The sequence below is a fragment of the Acinetobacter sp. ANC 7912 genome, assembly GCF_039862785.1.
Taxonomy (GTDB): domain Bacteria; phylum Pseudomonadota; class Gammaproteobacteria; order Pseudomonadales; family Moraxellaceae; genus Acinetobacter; species Acinetobacter thermotolerans.
In genome coordinates this window covers 2,523,206-2,544,168 of sequence record NZ_CP156795.1, presented here as the reverse complement: position 1 = coordinate 2,544,168, position 20,963 = coordinate 2,523,206, and the positions used below count along the sequence as shown (strand labels likewise).

Here is a 20,963-nt window from a genome sequence, read left to right as displayed (position 1 = left end):
TCCTTTTTTTATTTCTCCTTGCTTTAGCAAAGGGGCGGGAAGGATGTTTTAATCTCCCCCAATCCCTCTTTGAAAAAGAGGGACTTTTCTCCTCTCCCCTTGGGGGAGGGCTGGGGTGAGGGAATCTTTAGTGCGCCTCATCCCAATTCTTTCCTTTACCCACTTCTACCACCAGCGGTACAGAAATCTGTACGACTGATTGCATCACTTCTGCCAGTTTCGGTGCAAGTTCATCGGCAATCGCCTCATCGACTTCAAAAACCAATTCATCGTGTACTTGCAGTAACATTTTGGCTTGGCCTTTCGGCAGCATCTTGTCGACTTCGATCATCGCCATTTTGATGATGTCGGCCGCAGAACCTTGTAGTGGAGCATTGATCGCAGCACGTTCAGCCGCTTTACGCACCATCATATTACGGGCATCAATGTCCGGGGTATACAGACGACGGCCCAGAATGGTTTCAACAAAGCCCTGTTCTAATGCCACCTGACGGGTGCGCTGCATGTATTCATAGATGCCCGGATAGCGGTGGAAATATTGTTTGATGTATTCCTGTGATTCCTGACGGGTAAAGCCGAGCTGACGGATTAGACCGAATTCAGACATGCCATAGAGCAGACCGAAATTCACCGCCTTCGCCTGACGACGCTGGTCGTTGGTCACTTGGTCCAATGGTACACCTAGTACTTCAGCCGCCGTACGACGGTGCACGTCCTGACCATGCATAAATGCATCCACTAAGGCATCATCCTGAGAGAAGTGTGCCATCAGACGCAGTTCGATTTGTGAATAGTCGGCAGCGAGTAAAACACGACCTTCAGGCGCGATAAAGGCTTTACGGATCTGACGGCCAATTTCTTCACGTACTGGAATGTTTTGCAGGTTCGGATCGGTTGAAGACAGGCGACCCGTCGCAGTCAGAGCTTGATGGTAACTGGTATGTACACGATGGGTATCATTATTGGCCTGCTTGCACAGTCCGTCGGTATAGGTACTTTTCAGTTTAGACAGACCACGGTAATTCAGGATCAGCTCGGCAATCGGATGTTCCAGTTTTTCCAGAATGCTTTCACTGGTACTGTACTGGCCGGTCGACGTTTTTTTGCCGCCTTTGAGTCCCAATTTTTCAAACAGGATTTCACCAACCTGTTTCGGTGAGCTGACATTGAAAGATTCACCGGCCATTTCTTCAATCTGCTGTTCCAGATTTTTCATGGTTTCGGCGAAGTCACAGCCCAACTGATCCAGGAAAGCTAGATCCAGTTGAATACCGTTTTCTTCCATGCTGGTCAGCACACGTGCCACCGGCATTTCAATATTTAAAAGGAGATTGAGTAATTCTGGATGAACTTTGAGTTTTTCATGCAGCACTTCGTATAGACGATAGGTCACATGCGCATCTTCTGCAGCATAGTGTGCAGCGGTCTCGATATCGATCTGATTAAAGGTCTTCTGCTTGGCACCTTTACCCGCAACCTGTTCAAAAGTTGTAGTTAGATGACTTAAGTACAAACGTGCAACATCATCCATACCATGACGGGTTGCGACAGAGTTCAGTACATAAGAGGCCAGCATGGTATCGAAATACCAGCCCGCCAACTGGATACCGTGATTTTCCAGCACATGCGCATCATATTTCAGGTGATGGCCGATTTTCTGAATGTTGTCGTCTTCCAGAATTGGCTTGATCTGCGCCAGAATGGTTTCACGATTCAGTTGTTCAGGGGCACCGGCATAGTCATGTGCGAGTGGTATGTAATAAGCATCTTGAGCATCAAAAGCCACTGAGAAACCAACGATCTGTGCGACACGATAGTCCAGACTGGTAGTTTCAGTATCAAAAGCAAAACGTTTGACAGTGCTTAAGCGGCTAAACAGGGCATCCCAATCGGCCTGGCTTAATACTGTGTGATAGGTTGCCTGTCCAAGCTGGTCATCACCGCTGGTTAAATCGGCCTGGTCTTCAGTGGCAATTGGCTCTGGTTTAGCAGCAATAGATTGAGCCGCTTGTTTATATTTGGCATTATTCGGATTATTCGGATGATCTAGTGATTGCAGCTGGTTCCGGAATTCCAGTTCAGTATACAGCACGCGCAAAGCTTCGACATTTGGTTCGCCCAGTTTCAGGTCATCATAACCAAAGCTCAAATCAAGGTCGATGACAATACTCGCCAGCTGATGATCCAGTGCGATCCCGTCGGTATTGTCTTTAATATTTTGGCCAACCTTGCCTTTGATCTTGTCGACATTTTCCAGAATGCCACCGATTGAACCATATTCATTTAGTAGTTTCGCCGCAGTTTTGGCACCAATGCCCGGTACACCCATGATACCGTCAGAAGCATCACCCATCAGGGTCAGGTAATCCACGATCTGGTTTGGCCATACGCCGAATTTTTCAAATACGCCATTGATATCCATTGGGCGTTCTTTAAAGCTGTCTTCCAGAGTGACTTTTTCAGTGACCAGCTGCGCCATGTCTTTATCACCAGTTGAGATCAGTACCTGATGACCTAGGGCTTCAGCACGTTTCGCCAAGGTTCCGATAATATCATCGGCTTCAGCACCCGGCAGGGCATGGAGTGGGATACCCAAGGCTTTGATCAGGGCATGTAAATATGGAATCTGTTCAGACAGTTCACTTGGCATGCTTGGACGGTCACCTTTATAGATCGGTGACAGCTCATGACGGAAAGTCGGTTCTGGGGTATCGAAAATCACCGCCATATGGGTCGGCTGGGTACGGCGCATCAATTTTTGAATGGCAGAAATTGCACCACGGATTGCATTGGTGTGTAAACCGGTTGACGTGGTTAACGGTGGCAGCGCGTGAAAGGCACGAAACAAAAAGTAAGAGCCATCGACCAAGACAAATGGTGGCATGTATTCAATTCCTTATTCAAATATTGGGGTTATTGTACGTGATTTTTCCCGTGCCCGCAGAGCAAGTCCGTGGCAACAGCTTAGCGAATAATGTCTGAAGATGAAATAAGTTGCAGTGGCTTGTTGTATGATGGAGATGTTTGGGACTGGAACGGATAAGAATGACAACAGGGCAAAATGAATTGCGCATGATGTGGCTCATCAGCTTGGTAATTGTAGCGTTGAGTGCCTGGTATCTGGATTATGAAATTATTAGCTATCTCTGTGGGCTGGGTTTTTTAATTAGCGTGATGCAATACGTAAATGCTGTGCAGCAGCCACTTGAAGATACGGCGGCTCAACATCAATTGTCCGTACCGAGTTATTCCAAAGTCCCACTGTATATTTCTTCACTGATCGCCATCGTTGGTGGTGCAATTGACCTGAAATGGCTAATGGGACTGGGTGTCACGGCCTGGATTTTTTTCCTGTTGCGCTGGCTACAACGCATCGAGCTTTCGATGCAACAGTTACAGCATCGGATCAAGTTTTTATCATCCTCACAACCGATTGAATTTCACAATACTCCACTTCCAGCATTTCAGCAGACACCCCAAACAGAACCTGCTTCATCCAGTTTAATTGAACAGATCCAGCGCTGGATTTTCCAGGGCAATCCGGTGCTGAAAGCAGCCATTGGTATCCTGGTCATTGGCATCATTCTGTTACTGCGTTTTGCCACAGAGCACTGGCAATTGAGTCTAGCGATGAAGCTGGGACTGATTGCTCTAGCGAGTGTGGCAGTAACAGGGCTAGGCTACAGGCTGATTGAGAAAAACCGTAGTTTTGCATTGGCGCTAGAAGGGTTGGGGCTAGGAGCATTGTTCCTGACGTTATTCTTTGCCTATTACAATCTGGTTGTTCCAAGCCTGCTGCTGGCATCTATCCTGTTTATGCTGGTTATGGCAGTGACACTGTATCTCAGCTTTAAGCAGAACAGTTTTGAACTCACGGTGATGGCGGTGCTGATCGCCTACATTGCCCCGTTTACCTTGCCGGTACGCAATGCAACGGCTGTAGAGCTAATTGCTTATTACCTGGTGATCAATGTAGGTGTGGCAATGCTGACCAGTCTAAAACCCTGGAAAATCCTGAATCAGATTGCCTTTCTTGTCACAGCTATTGTGGGTGGAAGCTATGCCTTGGTTCATGGGAATACCTCCGAACGTTACAGTATGACCAGCCTGATTTTGGCGCATAGCTCGGTATTTATCTGGCTGGGGTTCCGTTTTAGCCAGTTGCTGGCTAAAGCAGACCTGAGCAAATTCCAGCTCAAGCCAATTCTAGATATTGCCTTGATTTTTGCTGCACCGATTACAGCTTATATTTTTCTATACTTGATTCATTTTGATGATCGCAGCTGGCAGGCAGGGCTGAGCCTGATTTATGCCGTAGTATTTGCTGGCTGCTGGTTCTGGTCACGCCATAGTCACACTTTAAATATCATTGCCAATAGTTATCTCAGTCTGATGCTAATTTTTATGGCTCTGATTCCACCAATTCTGCTGAAAGGGGAATGGAGTGTGATTGGCTGGGCGATTGAAGGTGTGCTGATCTATTGCTGGGCTTTGGAAAAGAATCTAAAGGTTGGCCAGTACCTGAGTATGGGGCTGATGATCATGGCCGGGCTGAGCAGTCTGTATTATCTGGTTGAGCTCAATCCAACGCCACGACATATCTTCTGGACACTCAGCGGCTGTTATTTAGCTGTGATTTTGGTCAGTCAGCTAAAAGACAAATATATACAACAGCTGGATAGGCTGAGTATTGGATTTCTGAGTCTGCTGAGTTTTTCTGCCAGCCTAACACTGTTTGCCTTGCTTGAAGATGAGTTTCATTTACCTGATGCACATATTTATAGTCTGGCAACAGTCATACTGATCTATGCGGCTTTAAATGAAATCATCCTGAGAAAAAATCAGGACTGGAGCTGGCTGGTTCCGAAATGGTGTGGTTTAACTCCATTGGTTTTTGCGGGTGTAGTTATCGCGATTGACCATAGTCAGAATGCCATACTGGTTTGGGATAGCTTATTAGCTCGTCTGATTTTTGGAATCTCAACTTTATTACTGGCCTGGCAATGGTTGCGACCATCCGTTGGATTACAACTTTCTAAAGAATGGGTAAGTCTAGGCGCTTTAGGCAGTCTGGCTTTGGCAAGCCTATGCCTGATTCCAAGTATGCCGTATATCAGTATGGTGATTTTACCGCTCGGGCTATGTTTCTGGTCCTATCGTCAATCTATTGATTCTGCCTGGCCAATGCTGTGGCAAAGCAACAGTACCTTGATCTTGATGGCTGGCTGGTTGCTGTGTTCACAGCTGTTAAGTCAGCAAGCTTTTGAGTTTTATCTACTGCCGATTCTGAATCCATTTGATCTGGTCAGTATTGCCATGCTGGTTGGTTTTATCTGGATGTTGCTGCAGCAAATCCGGGCAGGACGAGACAAAGGCATGATGGCTGTACTGATGGTGCTAAGCCTACTCTGGCTCTCCAGCTATATCGTACTGCGTGCGCTGCATGTTTATCTGGGCACGCCGTTGAATAGCCTAGAGGTATGGAACAATGCCACAGTTCAGCTGAGTCTGACCATTTTGTGGGTACTCTTGGCTTTCGCGACGATGTGGATTGCCACATTGAAATCCCTGAAACCGATGTGGATTTTAGGTGGCAGTATTCTGGTGATCGTAACCCTGAAATTGGTGCTGTTTGATCTGTCTCATATTGGAACGTTGACGCGGGTATTATCGTTCTTGCTGGCGGGTGGGGTGATGTTACTGATTGCTTATGTGGCACCGATGCCTGAGGGAGAGAAGAAAGCTTGAAAACTCCCTCTCCCTGTGGGAGAGGGTTGGGGTGAGGGGCTAAAATTATTTTAAACCCGGCTCCCGTTTTAATTCTTTCTCATTGGCATATTGATCAATGTCTTCATTTTCGAGTGGACGTGCCAGTGGATGATCGACAAAGCCCATTTTCGGTACTGGAATCTCGATCTGATTTTCCAGAAAGCCGTTACGAATCCGTTCCTGCATTTCATCGCGGACTTTGAGGAAGTTTTCACGCTGGCACCAGATTGCAAACAGCAATTCAATGGAGGATTCGCGGAAAGCGGTGACAGTGACTGCGGGTTTGGGGTCAGCCAGAACCAGTGGATATTTGCTGGCCACATCCAGCAGCACTTCACGCACTTTGATGATGTCTTCATGGAAGTTAATTGCCAAGGTAATTGGAATCCGCCGGATCGGAAATTTGGACAGGTTATGCACTGGAGCACGAATCAGCTGCTCATTGGGTAAACGCACATAGATATTATCCTGTGTCAGCAGCTTAACGGATAGTAGGTCAATCGAAATCACTTCTCCTTCAATGGTATGACCACGAATCAAAGTAATCTGAATGGTATCACCCACTTCAAAAGAACCTTCACCAATTAGGAAGATACCGCTGATGAGGTTAGATGCTGAAGTTTGTGAGGCAAAACCCAGCGCGACGGTTAAAATACCCGCTGCACCCAGGAAAACACTCAGTTTAAAGCCGGCTTCCTTGAGGCTGGCCATGACAAAAAGCAGGAAAATAAAGTAGAAAATCCCACGACGCCAGACCATCTGTTGATGGGCATTAAAACGTACGCCAATGGTACGGATAAAGGCATTCGAGAAAAAACGTGCAATCAAAAAACCGATAAAACACAGCACCACCGCAACCGCGATTTCAGTTAACCGGTCAGTATTGATATTGGTAAAAACGCCTTTTAGGCTACTGGTGACTTCAGCTGGAATACTTGAGTTTGCCATTCGCCGTCCTTAAAAGAATGAATCAAACATATTGAACAGGTTGCTTGCCGGATCGCGCGGTGGATGTAGATAGTCCACTTCACCGGCATGCGGCGGCGTACGATTTTCCAAACGAATCCGTGGTGGGCGGTCTAGGCCTTCATGCAGCACCTTGATTTGTGACGTCCATAAGCGTCCGGTGCTCGGGCTAAAAAACAGCGGCAGGGCAGGCACAGGTACATTCATCCGGTCAAAGCGCAGTTGCTGATTGCTGGTATTCTGGAATTCAATCGGGGTGACGGCACGGAAGGCACGTGGTTTGAGCTGTTCCAGCTCGGTTCGGCCATCCACGGCAGTGGCGTAACAGATTTCTCCAGAACGGTGATTCGGACCGAACCAGGTATCTTTAGGCAGGATCACCGGAATATCAAAAATCGGTTCGCGTTGTCCATCGACAAAACCGGCAATCCACAGCGGTGTGCTGATATACAAGGTTCCGCGCTGTCCAGCAGGAATATAAATTGGGTCAACTGGCTTGATCACCACAGAACGGTCTGCCAGACGCGGCATTAACTGTAATTTACTTTTGGTATTCCGGAACATATAGCGTTCAATTTTGACTGGCTGCGGAAAGGCAAAATTTGGATCATCCAGTCGCTGCCATTGCTGTTCATAGTCATATTGCACAGCTGGGCGATAATATTCCAGTCGCCACTCCTGCAAGCCCCGGGTCAAGCGAAATAGCAGCGAACCAAACTGCCAAGCTTTCGATTCATTGATTTCAAAATTTTGTTCGCCCCACCATTGAATCGAGGGCTTCGATGTAGATAAATCCAATTGGTCCTGTGGCAATGTGGCGGTCCTTTCGTACTAATTCTTGCTAAACATACTTCACGCTGTCATGTGCTTAGAGTACACTCAATTTAAATTTTTTCACTATTATTATAATTCTGCGATGCAAGTACTGAAACAATTACAGATTCCTTACAGTTTTGCCAAGCGCCATGGGGTGTTGCTGCGTTACGAGGGAGATCAGGTCTTTATTGTCCGTCGTGAAAATACCTCAATGCTTGCATTGCAAGAGGCACGCCGTTTTCTGGGACATCCTGCACAGTATCAGTTGTGTAATGAACAGGAATTTAGCCAGTTGCTAAGTAGCAGCTATGCCGGGGACAGTGGGGAATCGCAACAGGTCGCTGCTGGTCTGGAAGATCATCCAGATTTACTGAGTCTGGCAGACTCTGTTCCTGAGACTGAAGACCTGATGGATCAGGAGGATGATGCCCCGATTGTACGTTTGATCAATGCTTTGCTGTCTGAAGCCATCCGTGTCGGCGCGTCTGATATTCATATCGAATCTTTTGAAAAGAAACTATCTGTGCGTTTACGTGTCGATGGTCAGCTACGTGAAATCGTACAACCACGCCGCGAACTAGCGCCGTTGTTGGTATCGCGTATCAAGGTCATGGCCAAGCTGGATATTGCTGAAAAGCGTATTCCTCAGGACGGCCGTATTTCCCTACGCCTTGCGGGTCGTGAAGTGGATGTACGTGTTTCGACTTTGCCATCCTCCTATGGTGAACGTGTGGTCATGCGTTTGCTGGATAAGCAGGCGGGTCGTCTGAACATGACCCATTTGGGCTTGATGAATAATGACTATGAGCGGCTCAAGACACTCGTGCACCGTCCGCATGGCATTATTCTGGTCACTGGTCCAACCGGTTCTGGTAAAACCACAACGCTGTATGCTGCTCTATCTGACCTGAATGATGGTTCCAAGAATATCCTGACGGCTGAAGATCCGATCGAATATCAGCTTGAAGGCATTGGCCAGACCCAAGTAAATACCAAAGTCGATATGACCTTCGCCCGTGCTCTTAAAGCGATGCTGCGTCAGGACCCGGATGTAGTCATGGTGGGGGAAATTCGTGACCTGGAAACGGCAGAAATTGCCGTTCAGGCATCCCTTACAGGCCACCTGGTTTTATCGACACTGCATACCAATACTGCGATTGGTGCAGTGACCCGTCTCAAGGATATGGGGATAGAACCATTCCTATTATCCAGTTCCTTGATTGGGGTCATTGCCCAACGTCTGGTACGCACTTTGTGTCCACATTGTGCCACCTGGCATGACGCAGATGAGTTCGAGCAGGAGCTGTTTGCACCTGTGCATCAGGGACCTGAGTTAAAATTACCAAAACCAAAAGGTTGTGAGCGCTGTTCACATACCGGTTTTACTGGCCGGACCGCGATTTATGAAATTGTGCCTGTGGATGAGCAGATGCGCCGTCTGATTCATGGCAATGCGCCGGAGTACGAACTGGAAACTTATGCACGACAGTATTCCGGTTCAATTCGGGATGATGGCTTGCGTAAAGTGCTCGCTGGTAAGACCACGGTTGAAGAAGTATTACGTGTGACAAATGAAGCAGCGGAACTAGCTTAAGTTAGAAATTAAATAAGAAAAAAAGCAGCCATATGGCTGCTTTTTTGTTGGCTAAAATCTTTTTAAGTAACAGGTAGGGAGTGGTCAAGAGTTTTCCAAAATGCAGTTGGTTAAACTTAGGTAATCACATTTAGTGTGACATCAATATTGTTGCGGGTCGCATTGGAATAAGGGCAGACAATATGCGCGGCATCGACCAGCTTTTGCGCCTCTGCCGGATCCATACCTTCTAGGTGGATATTCAAAGTCACTTCAATGCCAAAACCGGTGGGGATTGGCCCGATCCCAACATCACCCTCGATATAGGCATCTTTACTGATATTGAGTTTGTCACGATTGGCAACGAATTTCATCGCACCGAGGAAACAAGCTGAATAGCCGGCTGCAAACAGCTGTTCAGGATTGGTACCGCCACCCGGGCCACCCATTTCTTTAGGTACCGCCAATTTTACGTCCAGTACTTGATCATCGGTCGTTGCGCGACCATCCCGGCCGCCAGTGGCTTTGGCATGGGCAGTATAGACAGCTTTTTCTAATGACATGATGTTTTCCCTAATTTATTTTTTCATGGAGCTTTTATGCTCAATGATTTTTAGGCGGGAATAAGCAGCGATTTTGTTATTTTATACAGTGAAATCGCAAAATTTAGAATTGCATCAGTTTACGGTGCTGCATGAGAGGCATGGATTCACGCACTTTAAGTTGTTCTTCCAGATCAAACTTGACCGTGATTAACTGGGCGCCTTCGGTATGTACCATATCTAATACCTGACCACGGCTATTGGTTGCAGCGGCATGCCCCCAAGTCTGGCGTTTTTCCCCATGCCAGCCTTGTTGTGCAGCGCCGAGGACATAGCATTGAGTATCCATAGCACGGGCTTGTAACAGTAACTGCCAGTGCATTTGACCGGTGGTGTAGGTAAACGCTGCAGGAGCAGTCAGAATATTGGCACCTTGATGCAGTAAGGTCAGGGCGAGCTCAGGGAAGCGCAGATCATAGCAGACCATCATGCCGATATTACCAAATGGTGTTTTAGCCACCACTACATCAGTTCCCGGTTCAAAGAATTTAGATTCCTGATAGCCGCCCACGGCATCACCTACTTGAACATCAAACAGGTGAATTTTGTCATAGCGCGCTTCAGTACCTTCCGGGCTGATGCAGAGACTTACGGTGCGTACACGCCCATCTTCGATGATGGAACCATCTGGACGATACGGGCAAGGGAGAGTACCCGCGATGATCCAGATATTGTATTGATGTGCAAGTTGTTCAAGACGCTGCTGGATGACTTCAAACTGTGCTGCAGTTTCGCGTTGTTTCCCGGCAGCAAAGCAGACGAAGTTCTCGGGAAAGACAATCAGTTCGGCACCATCTGCTTTGCTCTGTTGAATTAAGGATTCTATAGTTCTGAAATTGTCTTCAATTTCATTCTGAGAATTCATTTGCACAACAGAGAGTAAAGTCATGGTTCCTTCCTGGAAAATTTAATTTAAGCGTTGGGTTCGGACACCTTGTCGAGATTGTCCTGCTCTTTTTGCAGCTGTTTGACCAAAGGTTCGAACATGTTTTTGTTGCTTTCATTGAGTTTCATCAATGTCTTATGCGCATCCAGAACTGTAGTCAGCATAGTGCTGTGGGTAATATGTTCTTCAACCAGCGCTCGTGTGCAAACATGCGGATCACCTGAATAATTCAGGATCACAAAGACCTGACCCAGCCCCATACTGTTGGCCAGCGTGGTGATATCCGAGTTGGTTGAAAGCATGACGGCCTGGATGTGATGCGTCTGTTGCAGCTTCAAACCCAGTTTGGCGAGGACACCGAGTACAGTACTGTCAATAAAACTGGCTTCAGTTAAATCGACAATTGCACCAACGACATTGTCCTGCTGTTCAATTTTGTTCAGTAATTTGTCTAGACTTATACAAGATTGGGCACGCACTTCGCCAATAAGCTTAAAAATATGCGTTCCATTCAAACTTGCATATTCAACATGACCTGTTGACATATAAATGCCATTAGCAGAGAAGGATATTAAATTATCCCATAGGGGAATTTGATACTCAAGTAGTCGAAGGTATGAGTCAAATTAAGTCTCTATTAAAGCAATAATTATATTACTAATTTATCCGGATGAAACTCAGGAAGGCGATATCATCTGCGACATGTTCGGGAGCCTGGAATGAGTGATTTTGCAAATGATAGACCAGTTGTGCAAACTGTTCATTTAAGCCACCTTCAAAGGGTTCTAGTGCACCATCGGAACATAAAATGAAGCGGGCATAACGTTTTAATACAAATTCCTGTTCAGTGACTTCAAGGTCTTCAGTCAGACCCAGAGGGAAACTGCTGGTGGTTAAAATCTTGGGTGGCTGTTCAGGTTCGAAGATAATTGGCGGTGGGTAATGCCCCGCACTTGACCAACGTACCACATGGGTTTCTAGATTCAGAATACCTGCAATCATGGTGATGTGTTTTTCAATATTTTCCTGAACCAGCATGCCATTCAGTTTTTTGATCAGCTCGCGTGGTGATTTGGAACGGCCATGAAAGGCTGCCATCCACGAAGTCAGTAAGCTACTGGTCACGCCATGGCCCGAAACATCAGCGAGATAAAACATGACTTCTTTATCGCTAATTTTCCAGTAATCATACCAGTCTCCAGACAGGTAAGCGGAAGGCTGGAAAAATGTTTCGACTTTGTAATTCGTTAGCTCAATTGGATTTGGAAGAAGGCGTTGTTGCAATTCTGCAGCAGAAGGTAGGTCGCGGCTATCCTGATTGCGTTTGTATTTAGCATCAATTTTTTGGAGTGCTAGGATCGGTTCCACAGGGAGTTTATTCCAGATCCAGCCTGCTAGGGCACCCTGTTCCCATGCTTGGGCCAGTTCAGCACCTTCATTTTCCATGGCAAGAACAATGGTTGGAAAATTCCATTTGTATTTTAAATAATCATGCACGTCGGCAATTGCAAGAATTGTCGGGTCGTATAACTCATGATGTTCAAGGTCAATCATTTGCACATCAGGAAGTGTGTTAATGACCTGATCTAGATAAGGAATATCACGAGTCGGCTGAATGAAATACATAAGGAATTGGGCTAATCCTAACAGTGTCTATAAGGCGTACTATAACAAGCAATTGATTAACAGCGCATCTTTTTCACTGCTAATCGTATGGAAATAATCGATTTAAATGATTTAATCCGTCACTTCAGGTTGATCATCTTCAATAGCTTCTTCTTCGAAATCATCTTCAAATTCGTCATCGAAATCGGTGAATAGATTTTCAGACTCTAGGCCTTTTTTCTCGGCAATGGCAAAGCTAGTACGTTGCAAGTAAATGTCACGAATCTGGGCATATTTGTCCCCAGTCAGGACTTTTTCAATATCCAGTAACTGGGAGCGGGCATCAATACCACGCCAAACCTGATCAAACCAATATAAGCCTTCTTGATCATCCAAAAGATATTTTTGTGGTCGTGCCTGACTATCAACCGCTAGACCGATACCATCGCGAATAGTACTTGGGCCAAAGACAGGGAGTACCAGATAAGGCCCAGAAGGAACACCATAGTAGCCCATGGTCAGACCAAAACGCTCTTCTTCAGTTTCTAGCCCTAAGCGACGTGCCGGATCGGCAAGGCCTAAAGTTGTGAGTATATTAATGGTAAAACGCCCTAAAGATTTGGCAGCACGTGCCGGACGACCCTGGACTAACTGGTTAAATGCATTCCATGGTTCGTTCAAGTTGTTTCGGAACTGAGTAGAAGAACCACGTACATCCTCTGGGACTTTCTCTTTATATTGCACAGCTATCGGACGAACAAGATTACGATCCAGTACATCATTAAATTGGTAAACCTTGCGGTTCCAGGATTGGAACGGGTCTTTTTGTTCATCTGACTGGCTAGCGCTCGCATTTACTTTTAAAGTTTCTTTCCAGGCTGCCAGTTTCTTTTTCTGTTCAGCTGGCATAGAGGTTTCAGTTGACTGTGTCTCTGTGGCAGCAGAAGTTACTTCTGGGTTGCTAGAAGATTCGGCGATATCTTCTGCATAAACAGGGAGGCTGGCAGCGAAACTAATTAAACCAGCATATATATAAGAGGAATGACGCATAGCAGATTCCAGAAATTCTATTTAATGATGTAGCGTGATGCACAAGGAATAAAAATTAATAAACATGACAGTGTCTATAGCTGCTATTAAAGCAAATTTGGCCAAATAATGAATTAAAAAATTACAATGAGATTAAAAAATAATCACACGAATGATTTTAGGTGAAATAGGGGTTGCGCTTGCTTGGGATTGGTCTATAATGCACATCCATCGGCGGTGATGTTAATTAAAACTTCTGATAAAACAGTAACTTAGCATGAAATGGTTGAGTTAGGTTTTAGAAAGGAAGTTTAAAAATAATTTACATTACATGTTGACTTTCATTTTAGAAAGCGTAATATAGCCGACCTAGCTTGATGCTGACGAAGCATGAAGACGATCATTAAGAGATTATGAAGAACAACTTGTGTGGATTTTTACCGGTTGATCGATTGAATATATTTTCATTGATTAATGGTAGAAATTACTCGAAGTTTATTTGAGCGATTTTTTGTCAGCAATTGATGAGCCAGAATTAAGTACTTTGTCTTAACTAAAGTACAAAATGATTTTAACTGAAGAGTTTGATCATGGCTCAGATTGAACGCTGGCGGCAGGCTTAACACATGCAAGTCGAGCGGAGATGGGTAGCTTGCTACCGATTCTTAGCGGCGGACGGGTGAGTAATGCTTAGGAATCTGCCTATTAGTGGGGGACAACGTTTCGAAAGGGACGCTAATACCGCATACGCCCTACGGGGGAAAGCAGGGGATCTTCGGACCTTGCGCTAATAGATGAGCCTAAGTCAGATTAGCTAGTTGGTGGGGTAAAGGCCTACCAAGGCGACGATCTGTAGCGGGTCTGAGAGGATGATCCGCCACACTGGGACTGAGACACGGCCCAGACTCCTACGGGAGGCAGCAGTGGGGAATATTGGACAATGGAGGCAACTCTGATCCAGCCATGCCGCGTGTGTGAAGAAGGCCTTTTGGTTGTAAAGCACTTTAAGCGAGGAGGAGGCTCCCTTGGTTAATACCCAAGGTGAGTGGACGTTACTCGCAGAATAAGCACCGGCTAACTCTGTGCCAGCAGCCGCGGTAATACAGAGGGTGCGAGCGTTAATCGGATTTACTGGGCGTAAAGCGCGCGTAGGCGGCTTTTTAAGTCGGATGTGAAATCCCCGAGCTTAACTTGGGAATTGCATTCGATACTGGGAAGCTAGAGTATGGGAGAGGATGGTAGAATTCCAGGTGTAGCGGTGAAATGCGTAGAGATCTGGAGGAATACCGATGGCGAAGGCAGCCATCTGGCCTAATACTGACGCTGAGGTGCGAAAGCATGGGGAGCAAACAGGATTAGATACCCTGGTAGTCCATGCCGTAAACGATGTCTACTAGCCGTTGGGGCCTTTGAGGCTTTAGTGGCGCAGCTAACGCGATAAGTAGACCGCCTGGGGAGTACGGTCGCAAGACTAAAACTCAAATGAATTGACGGGGGCCCGCACAAGCGGTGGAGCATGTGGTTTAATTCGATGCAACGCGAAGAACCTTACCTGGCCTTGACATACTAAGAACTTTCCAGAGATGGATTGGTGCCTTCGGGAACTTAGATACAGGTGCTGCATGGCTGTCGTCAGCTCGTGTCGTGAGATGTTGGGTTAAGTCCCGCAACGAGCGCAACCCTTTTCCTTACTTGCCAGCATTTCGGATGGGAACTTTAAGGATACTGCCAGTGACAAACTGGAGGAAGGCGGGGACGACGTCAAGTCATCATGGCCCTTACGGCCAGGGCTACACACGTGCTACAATGGTCGGTACAAAGGGTTGCTACTGCGCGAGCAGATGCTAATCTCAAAAAGCCGATCGTAGTCCGGATCGCAGTCTGCAACTCGACTGCGTGAAGTCGGAATCGCTAGTAATCGCGGATCAGAATGCCGCGGTGAATACGTTCCCGGGCCTTGTACACACCGCCCGTCACACCATGGGAGTTTGTTGCACCAGAAGTAGGTAGTCTAACCGTAAGGAGGACGCTTACCACGGTGTGGCCGATGACTGGGGTGAAGTCGTAACAAGGTAGCCGTAGGGGAACCTGCGGCTGGATCACCTCCTTAACGAAAGATTGACGATCGGTAAGAATCCACAACAAGTTGTTCTTCATGACGATGTATCTGAGGGTCTGTAGCTCAGTTGGTTAGAGCACACGCTTGATAAGCGTGGGGTCACAAGTTCAAGTCTTGTCAGACCCACCACTACTGACGAAGCGTTAATTGCAGAGCGAACAGAAACGGAACGATACATTGACTTATTGATAAGCTGGGGACTTAGCTTAGTTGGTAGAGCGCCTGCTTTGCACGCAGGAGGTCAGGAGTTCGACTCTCCTAGTCTCCACCACGTATTCGTTCGAATACGTAATAAGCAAACAGTTTGATAGCTTATAGAGATTAGTGAAATGGAAGCGTATACTACGCACCACTTACTAATCTCTGTGATTTATCACAGTTTCTCGGTCTGACGAAGACGAGAAAAATCATTAACAGAATATATTTGAGTTGAAATAATTTGTTCAATCTCATAAGAGAGCGGAAACGACACGACTTTGGTTGTGAAGTTGAAGTGATTGAATGAGAACTAGCGAAATTAACTGAATCAAGCGTTTTGGTACGTGAATCTAATTGAAGCTGTACGGTGCTTAAGTGCACAGAACAACAAACTGTAAGAGAAGCCAGTTTACTGGTGGAACTTGTTGCTACACTGACTTGTAGGTGTAACGACTGTTTGGGGTTGTATAGTCAAGTAATTAAGTGCATGTGGTGGATGCCTTGGCAGTCAGAGGCGATGAAAGACGTGATAGCCTGCGAAAAGCTCCGGGGAGGCGGCAAATATCCTGTGATCCGGAGATGTCTGAATGGGGAAACCCACCGGCTATAAGGTCGGTATCATAAACTGAATACATAGGTTTATGAGGCGAACGCGGAGAAGTGAAACATCTCAGTACCCGTAGGAAAAGAAATCAATTGAGATTCCCTCAGTAGCGGCGAGCGAACGGGGAACAGCCCATTAAGTCATATCAGTTTTAGTGGAATGCTCTGGGAAGTGCAACCATAGTGGGTGATAGTCCTGTACACGAAAGGGCTGATATGATGATGTCGAGTAGGGCGAGGCACGTGAAACCTTGTCTGAATATGGGGGGACCATCCTCCAAGGCTAAATACTCCTGACTGACCGATAGTGAACCAGTACCGTGAGGGAAAGGCGAAAAGAACCCCTGTGAGGGGAGTGAAATAGATCCTGAAACCGCATGCATACAAGCAGTGGGAGCCCTTCGGGGTGACTGCGTACCTTTTGTATAATGGGTCAGCGACTTACATTCAGTAGCGAGGTTAACCGTGTAGGGGAGCCGTAGAGAAATCGAGTCTTAATAGGGCGTATAGTTGCTGGGTGTAGACCCGAAACCGGGTGATCTATCCATGAGCAGGTTGAAGGTTGGGTAACACTAACTGGAGGACCGAACCCACTGTCGTTGAAAAGCCAGGGGATGACTTGTGGATAGGGGTGAAAGGCTAATCAAACTCGGTGATAGCTGGTTCTCCCCGAAAGCTATTTAGGTAGCGCCTCGGACGAATACCATTGGGGGTAGAGCACTGTTTCGGCTAGGGGGTCATCCCGACTTACCAAACCGATGCAAACTCCGAATACCAATGAGTACTATCCGGGAGACAGACTGCGGGTGCTAACGTCCGTAGTCAAGAGGAAAACAATCCAGACCGCCAGCTAAGGTCCCAAAATCATAGTTAAGTGGGAAACGATGTGGGAAGGCATAGACAGCTAGGAGGTTGGCTTAGAAGCAGCCACCCTTTAAAGAAAGCGTAATAGCTCACTAGTCGAGTCGGCCTGCGCGGAAGATGTAACGGGGCTAAAACTATGTACCGAAGCTGCGGATTTACGCTTATGCGTAAGTGGTAGGGGAGCGTTCTGTAAGCCAATGAAGGTGTGTTGAGAAGCATGCTGGAGGTATCAGAAGTGCGAATGCTGACGTGAGTAACGACAAAACGGGTGAAAAACCCGTTCGCTGAAAGACCAAGGGTTCCAGTCCAACGTTAATCGGGGCTGGGTGAGTCGACCCCTAAGGCGAGGCCGAGAGGCGTAGTCGATGGGAAATTGGTTAATATTCCAATACTTCAGTGTAATGCGATGAGAGGACGGAGAAGGTTAAGTCAGCCTGGCGTTGGTTGTCCAGGTGGAAGGAAGTAGGCATGCATCTTAGGCAAATCCGGGGTGCTCTATGCTGAGATCTGATAGCAAGCCAGTTTACTGGTGAAGTGGCTGATACCATACTTCCAGGAAAAGTCTCTAAGCTTCAGTTACACTGGAATCGTACCCGAAACCGACACAGGTGGTCAGGTCGAGTAGACCAAAGCGCTTGAGAGAACTCTGCTGAAGGAACTAGGCAAAATGGTACCGTAACTTCGGGAGAAGGTACGCTGTCGATGGTGATAGGACTTGCTCCTTGAGCTGTTGACAGCCTCAGAAACCAGGCCGCTGCAACTGTTTATTAAAAACATAGCACTCTGCAAACACGAAAGTGGACGTATAGGGTGTGATGCCTGCCCGGTGCTGGAAGGTTAATTGATGGGGTTAGCGTAAGCGAAGCTCTTGATCGAAGCCCCAGTAAACGGCGGCCGTAACTATAACGGTCCTAAGGTAGCGAAATTCCTTGTCGGGTAAGTTCCGACCTGCACGAATGGCATAATGATGGCGGCGCTGTCTCCAGCAGAGGCTCAGTGAAATCGAATTCGCCGTGAAGATGCGGTGTACCCGCGGCTAGACGGAAAGACCCCGTGAACCTTTACTGCAGCTTGACACTGAACTTTGATCTTACTTGTGTAGGATAGGTGGGAGGCTTTGAAGTAGCGACGCTAGTTGCTATGGAGCCAATCTTGAAATACCACCCTGGTAATATTGAGGTTCTAACTCTGTCCCGTAATCCGGGACGAGGACCGTGTCTGGTGGGTAGTTTGACTGGGGCGGTCTCCTCCTAAAGAGTAACGGAGGAGTACGAAGGTGCGCTCAGCGTGGTCGGAAATCACGCGTAGAGTATAAAGGCAAAAGCGCGCTTAACTGCGAGACCCACAAGTCGAGCAGGTACGAAAGTAGGTCTTAGTGATCCGGTGGTTCTGTATGGAAGGGCCATCGCTCAACGGATAAAAGGTACTCTGGGGATAACAGGCTGATACCGCCCAAGAGTTCATATCGACGGCGGTGTTTGGCACCTCGATGTCGGCTCATCTCATCCTGGGGCTGAAGCAGGTCCCAAGGGTATGGCTGTTCGCCATTTAAAGAGGTACGCGAGCTGGGTTTAGAACGTCGTGAGACAGTTCGGTCCCTATCTACCGTGGGCGCTGGAAATTTGAGAGGATCTGCTCCTAGTACGAGAGGACCAGAGTGGACGAACCTCTGGTGTACCGGTTGTGACGCCAGTCGCATCGCCGGGTAGCTATGTTCGGAAGGGATAACCGCTGAAAGCATCTAAGCGGGAAGCCTACCTCAAGATTAGATTTCCCTAGGACTTTATGTCCTCTAAAGAGCCGTTCGAGACTAGGACGTTGATAGGTTGGGTGTGGAAGTGCAGTGATGCATGAAGCTGACCAATACTAATTGCTCGTGAGGCTTGACTATACAACGCCCAAGCAGTTGTATACAAAGCAACAATTGATTCATAAAGCATCAAAGCAACTTGATTTAGTTGAAATGCTAGATACAATGTTCAACTCAGATAGACCTGTTAATGAAACCTATTTGGTAGAAAGCAAGGCAAGCGAAGCGAAAGCAACGCAGATAAGACCAAGCGAGTATCCATCCCAGTTGTGCTGGCGACCATAGCAAGAGTGAACCACCTGATCCCTTCCCGAACTCAGAAGTGAAACCTCTTCGCGCTGATGGTAGTGTGGCGTTTGCCATGTGAGAGTAAGTCATCGCCAGCTCATTATTCTAAACACCCCCTGACCAAATCAGGGGGTGTTTTTTTATGCGTGGGTTTTTGTTTGAAGTAATAATTTTTGGTTAAAACTAAATTATTAAAAAATATAAATATTTATAAGCTTTGCAAAATTAAGTCTAGAAAATCATCAAAGTTTTATATGTGTTTTGCAAAAACTGTGTTATAAAAATTAAAAGCGGCATAAAAATTGCTTATAGAGCGCGATTTAAAAATGAGGGGTAACAATGAAATTATCAGTGGGCTTAAAAGTTGCGAACTCGCTGTCATTAACTCCACAATTACAGCAGGCAATCCGATTACTGCAATTATCTAGTCTAGAACTGGAACAGGAAATCCAGTTGCAGCTGGACAGTAACCCTTTGCTGGAAAAAGTTGAAGAACAATCGAGCATCGAAAGCTTATCAACGGCTGATCTTGCTGAGCGTGAGCAGAAAGATTTAACCAATGAATTGAATGCAGATCATTTGCCGGATGATTTGCCTGTAGATACTGATTGGGATGATGTCTATACCCATCAGCCAACGAGCCTTGGTGCTGCTGAATTTGAAGAGCGTGAAGATAATCGCCAGGGGCATTTAGGCCTGAAACAGCATTTAATTGAACAAGTCAATCTGCTACATTTTTCCAAAATTGATCAGCTGATTGCCCATTACATCATTGATTCATTGGATGATAAAGGCTTTCTGGAAGTTGAAATTGAAGAGATTACTGTTTCTGTTCAACACCTATTAGAAAGTATGGATTATGAGGACGAAGTCGAAAATGATGAAGTCCTTGTGGTGCTTAAACATATTCAACGTCTGGAACCCGTGGGTGTAGGTTCACGTAATCTTGCTGAATGTTTGATGGTGCAATTAGAGAATCTGCCTGCATCTACCCCTTGCCGCGATGCTGCGATCAAACTGATGCAGCACTATGAACTCCTCATCACCAATGAATTGCCTAAACTGATCAAGCAAACTGGCTTGAACCCTGATCAATTACGCAGTGCAGTAGATCTGCTAAAAACCTTAAAACCACATCCAGGGCTGGAATTTGAAGATCGTGATTCAGATTATCAGGTGCCTGATGTTGTGGTGGCCAAAAAGAATGATAGCTGGCAAGTGATGCTGAATCCGGATGTGATGCCGAAACTGCGCGTCAATTCGTTTTATGCCAATATGATTAAACGGGCGGATCAGAGTGACGATAACCAGTATTTGCGTAACCAGATGCTGGAAGCAAAAAACTTTATCAAGAGTATTGATGAGCGCCATAAAACGTTATTAAAAGTCGCCACCTGTATTGTTGAGCATCAAAAAGCTTTTTTGGAAATTGGCGCTGAGGGTATGAAGCCGCTGGTACTGCGTGACATTGCTGAAGAAGTCGAACTGCATGAATCAACCGTATCTCGTGTGACCACCAACAAATATATGTTGACTCCACGTGGTCTATTCGAGTTGAAGTATTTCTTCTCGAGTCATGTCGGAACGACGTCTGGTGGCGAAGCTTCTTCAACTGCAATCCGTGCCAAGATCAAAAAACTGATCGCGGAAGAGAATACACGTAAACCATTGTCAGATAATGCGATTGCGAATCTTTTGAAAGAAGAGGGGATTGATGTGGCACGTCGTACAGTCGCTAAATATCGTGAATCGTTACATATTCCTTCATCTTCTGAAAGAAAGGTCTTGATCTGAGCTTGAAAATTTGACTATTCTAGATATTCATCATGACAGCA

Annotated in this window: 11 protein-coding genes, 2 tRNA genes and 3 rRNA genes; 8 read left to right on the top strand and 8 right to left on the bottom strand. The window is 46.5% G+C overall.

The window, feature by feature from the left end:
• Positions 1-127: 127 nt before the first annotated feature.
• Positions 128-2,884, bottom strand: coding sequence for a DNA polymerase I (gene polA, locus ABEF84_RS12535; RefSeq protein WP_347453090.1), 2,757 nt, complete (start codon positions 2,882-2,884; stop codon positions 128-130).
• A gap of 161 nt (positions 2,885-3,045) precedes the next feature.
• Between polA and ABEF84_RS12530 the strand changes: the two genes are divergently transcribed.
• On the top strand, positions 3,046-5,748 hold the full coding sequence (locus ABEF84_RS12530; RefSeq protein ID WP_347453089.1) for a DUF2339 domain-containing protein: 2,703 nt from the start codon (positions 3,046-3,048) through the stop codon (positions 5,746-5,748).
• 45 nt (positions 5,749-5,793) lie between these two features.
• Here ABEF84_RS12530 and ABEF84_RS12525 read toward each other — a convergent pair whose 3' ends face one another.
• Together ABEF84_RS12525 and ABEF84_RS12520 are read right to left on the bottom strand one after the other, a co-directional pair.
• Positions 5,794-6,717 carry a mechanosensitive ion channel family protein gene (locus ABEF84_RS12525; RefSeq protein WP_034584385.1) on the bottom strand — a complete coding sequence of 308 codons (924 nt, stop codon included), beginning with the start codon at positions 6,715-6,717 and terminating at the stop codon, positions 5,794-5,796.
• 9 nt (positions 6,718-6,726) lie between these two features.
• A complete protein-coding gene (locus ABEF84_RS12520) occupies positions 6,727-7,548 on the bottom strand; it encodes a hypothetical protein (protein WP_034584383.1) in 822 nt (273 codons plus the stop codon).
• A gap of 103 nt (positions 7,549-7,651) precedes the next feature.
• On the opposite strand from ABEF84_RS12520, the gene gspE reads away from it, so the two are divergent.
• Positions 7,652-9,145 (top strand): type II secretion system ATPase GspE, encoded by a 1,494-nt coding sequence (gspE, locus tag ABEF84_RS12515; protein WP_034584387.1) that lies wholly within the window; start codon positions 7,652-7,654, stop codon positions 9,143-9,145.
• A gap of 116 nt (positions 9,146-9,261) precedes the next feature.
• On the opposite strand, the gene ABEF84_RS12510 is transcribed toward gspE, so the two are convergent.
• The 5 genes from ABEF84_RS12510 to ABEF84_RS12490 all read right to left on the bottom strand — a co-directional run bounded on the left by ABEF84_RS12510 (position 9,262) and on the right by ABEF84_RS12490 (position 13,267).
• Positions 9,262-9,687, bottom strand: coding sequence for an organic hydroperoxide resistance protein (locus tag ABEF84_RS12510; protein ID WP_034584381.1), 426 nt, complete (start codon positions 9,685-9,687; stop codon positions 9,262-9,264).
• Between the two features lie 103 nt (positions 9,688-9,790).
• Positions 9,791-10,615, bottom strand: coding sequence for a carbon-nitrogen hydrolase family protein (locus ABEF84_RS12505; RefSeq protein ID WP_034584379.1), 825 nt, complete (start codon positions 10,613-10,615; stop codon positions 9,791-9,793).
• Positions 10,616-10,638: 23 nt separating this feature from the next.
• Positions 10,639-11,157: an anti-anti-sigma factor GigB gene (gene gigB, locus ABEF84_RS12500; protein ID WP_034584377.1), complete on the bottom strand. Its 519-nt coding sequence runs from the start codon at positions 11,155-11,157 to the stop codon at positions 10,639-10,641.
• A gap of 112 nt (positions 11,158-11,269) precedes the next feature.
• A complete protein-coding gene (gene gigA / locus ABEF84_RS12495) occupies positions 11,270-12,238 on the bottom strand; it encodes an RsbU family protein phosphatase GigA (protein WP_347455966.1) in 969 nt (322 codons plus the stop codon).
• Between the two features lie 111 nt (positions 12,239-12,349).
• Positions 12,350-13,267, bottom strand: coding sequence for a VacJ family lipoprotein (locus tag ABEF84_RS12490; protein ID WP_034584373.1), 918 nt, complete (start codon positions 13,265-13,267; stop codon positions 12,350-12,352).
• Between the two features lie 551 nt (positions 13,268-13,818).
• Between ABEF84_RS12490 and ABEF84_RS12485 the strand changes: the two genes are divergently transcribed.
• The 6 genes from ABEF84_RS12485 to ABEF84_RS12460 all read left to right on the top strand — a co-directional run bounded on the left by ABEF84_RS12485 (position 13,819) and on the right by ABEF84_RS12460 (position 20,922).
• Positions 13,819-15,356: ribosomal RNA gene (locus ABEF84_RS12485) — 16S ribosomal RNA — on the top strand.
• A gap of 61 nt (positions 15,357-15,417) precedes the next feature.
• Positions 15,418-15,494 (top strand) — tRNA-Ile (locus tag ABEF84_RS12480).
• 66 nt (positions 15,495-15,560) lie between these two features.
• Positions 15,561-15,636, top strand: a tRNA-Ala gene (locus tag ABEF84_RS12475).
• 396 nt (positions 15,637-16,032) lie between these two features.
• Positions 16,033-18,921 (top strand): 23S ribosomal RNA (locus ABEF84_RS12470).
• Between the two features lie 190 nt (positions 18,922-19,111).
• Positions 19,112-19,226, top strand: a 5S ribosomal RNA gene (gene rrf / locus ABEF84_RS12465).
• The 16S, 23S and 5S rRNA genes sit together here with 2 tRNA genes alongside, the layout of an rRNA operon.
• Positions 19,227-19,467: 241 nt before the next feature.
• Positions 19,468-20,922, top strand: a complete 1,455-nt coding sequence (locus ABEF84_RS12460) for an RNA polymerase factor sigma-54 (protein ID WP_034583381.1) — start codon at positions 19,468-19,470, stop codon at positions 20,920-20,922.
• Positions 20,923-20,963 lie beyond the last annotated feature (41 nt).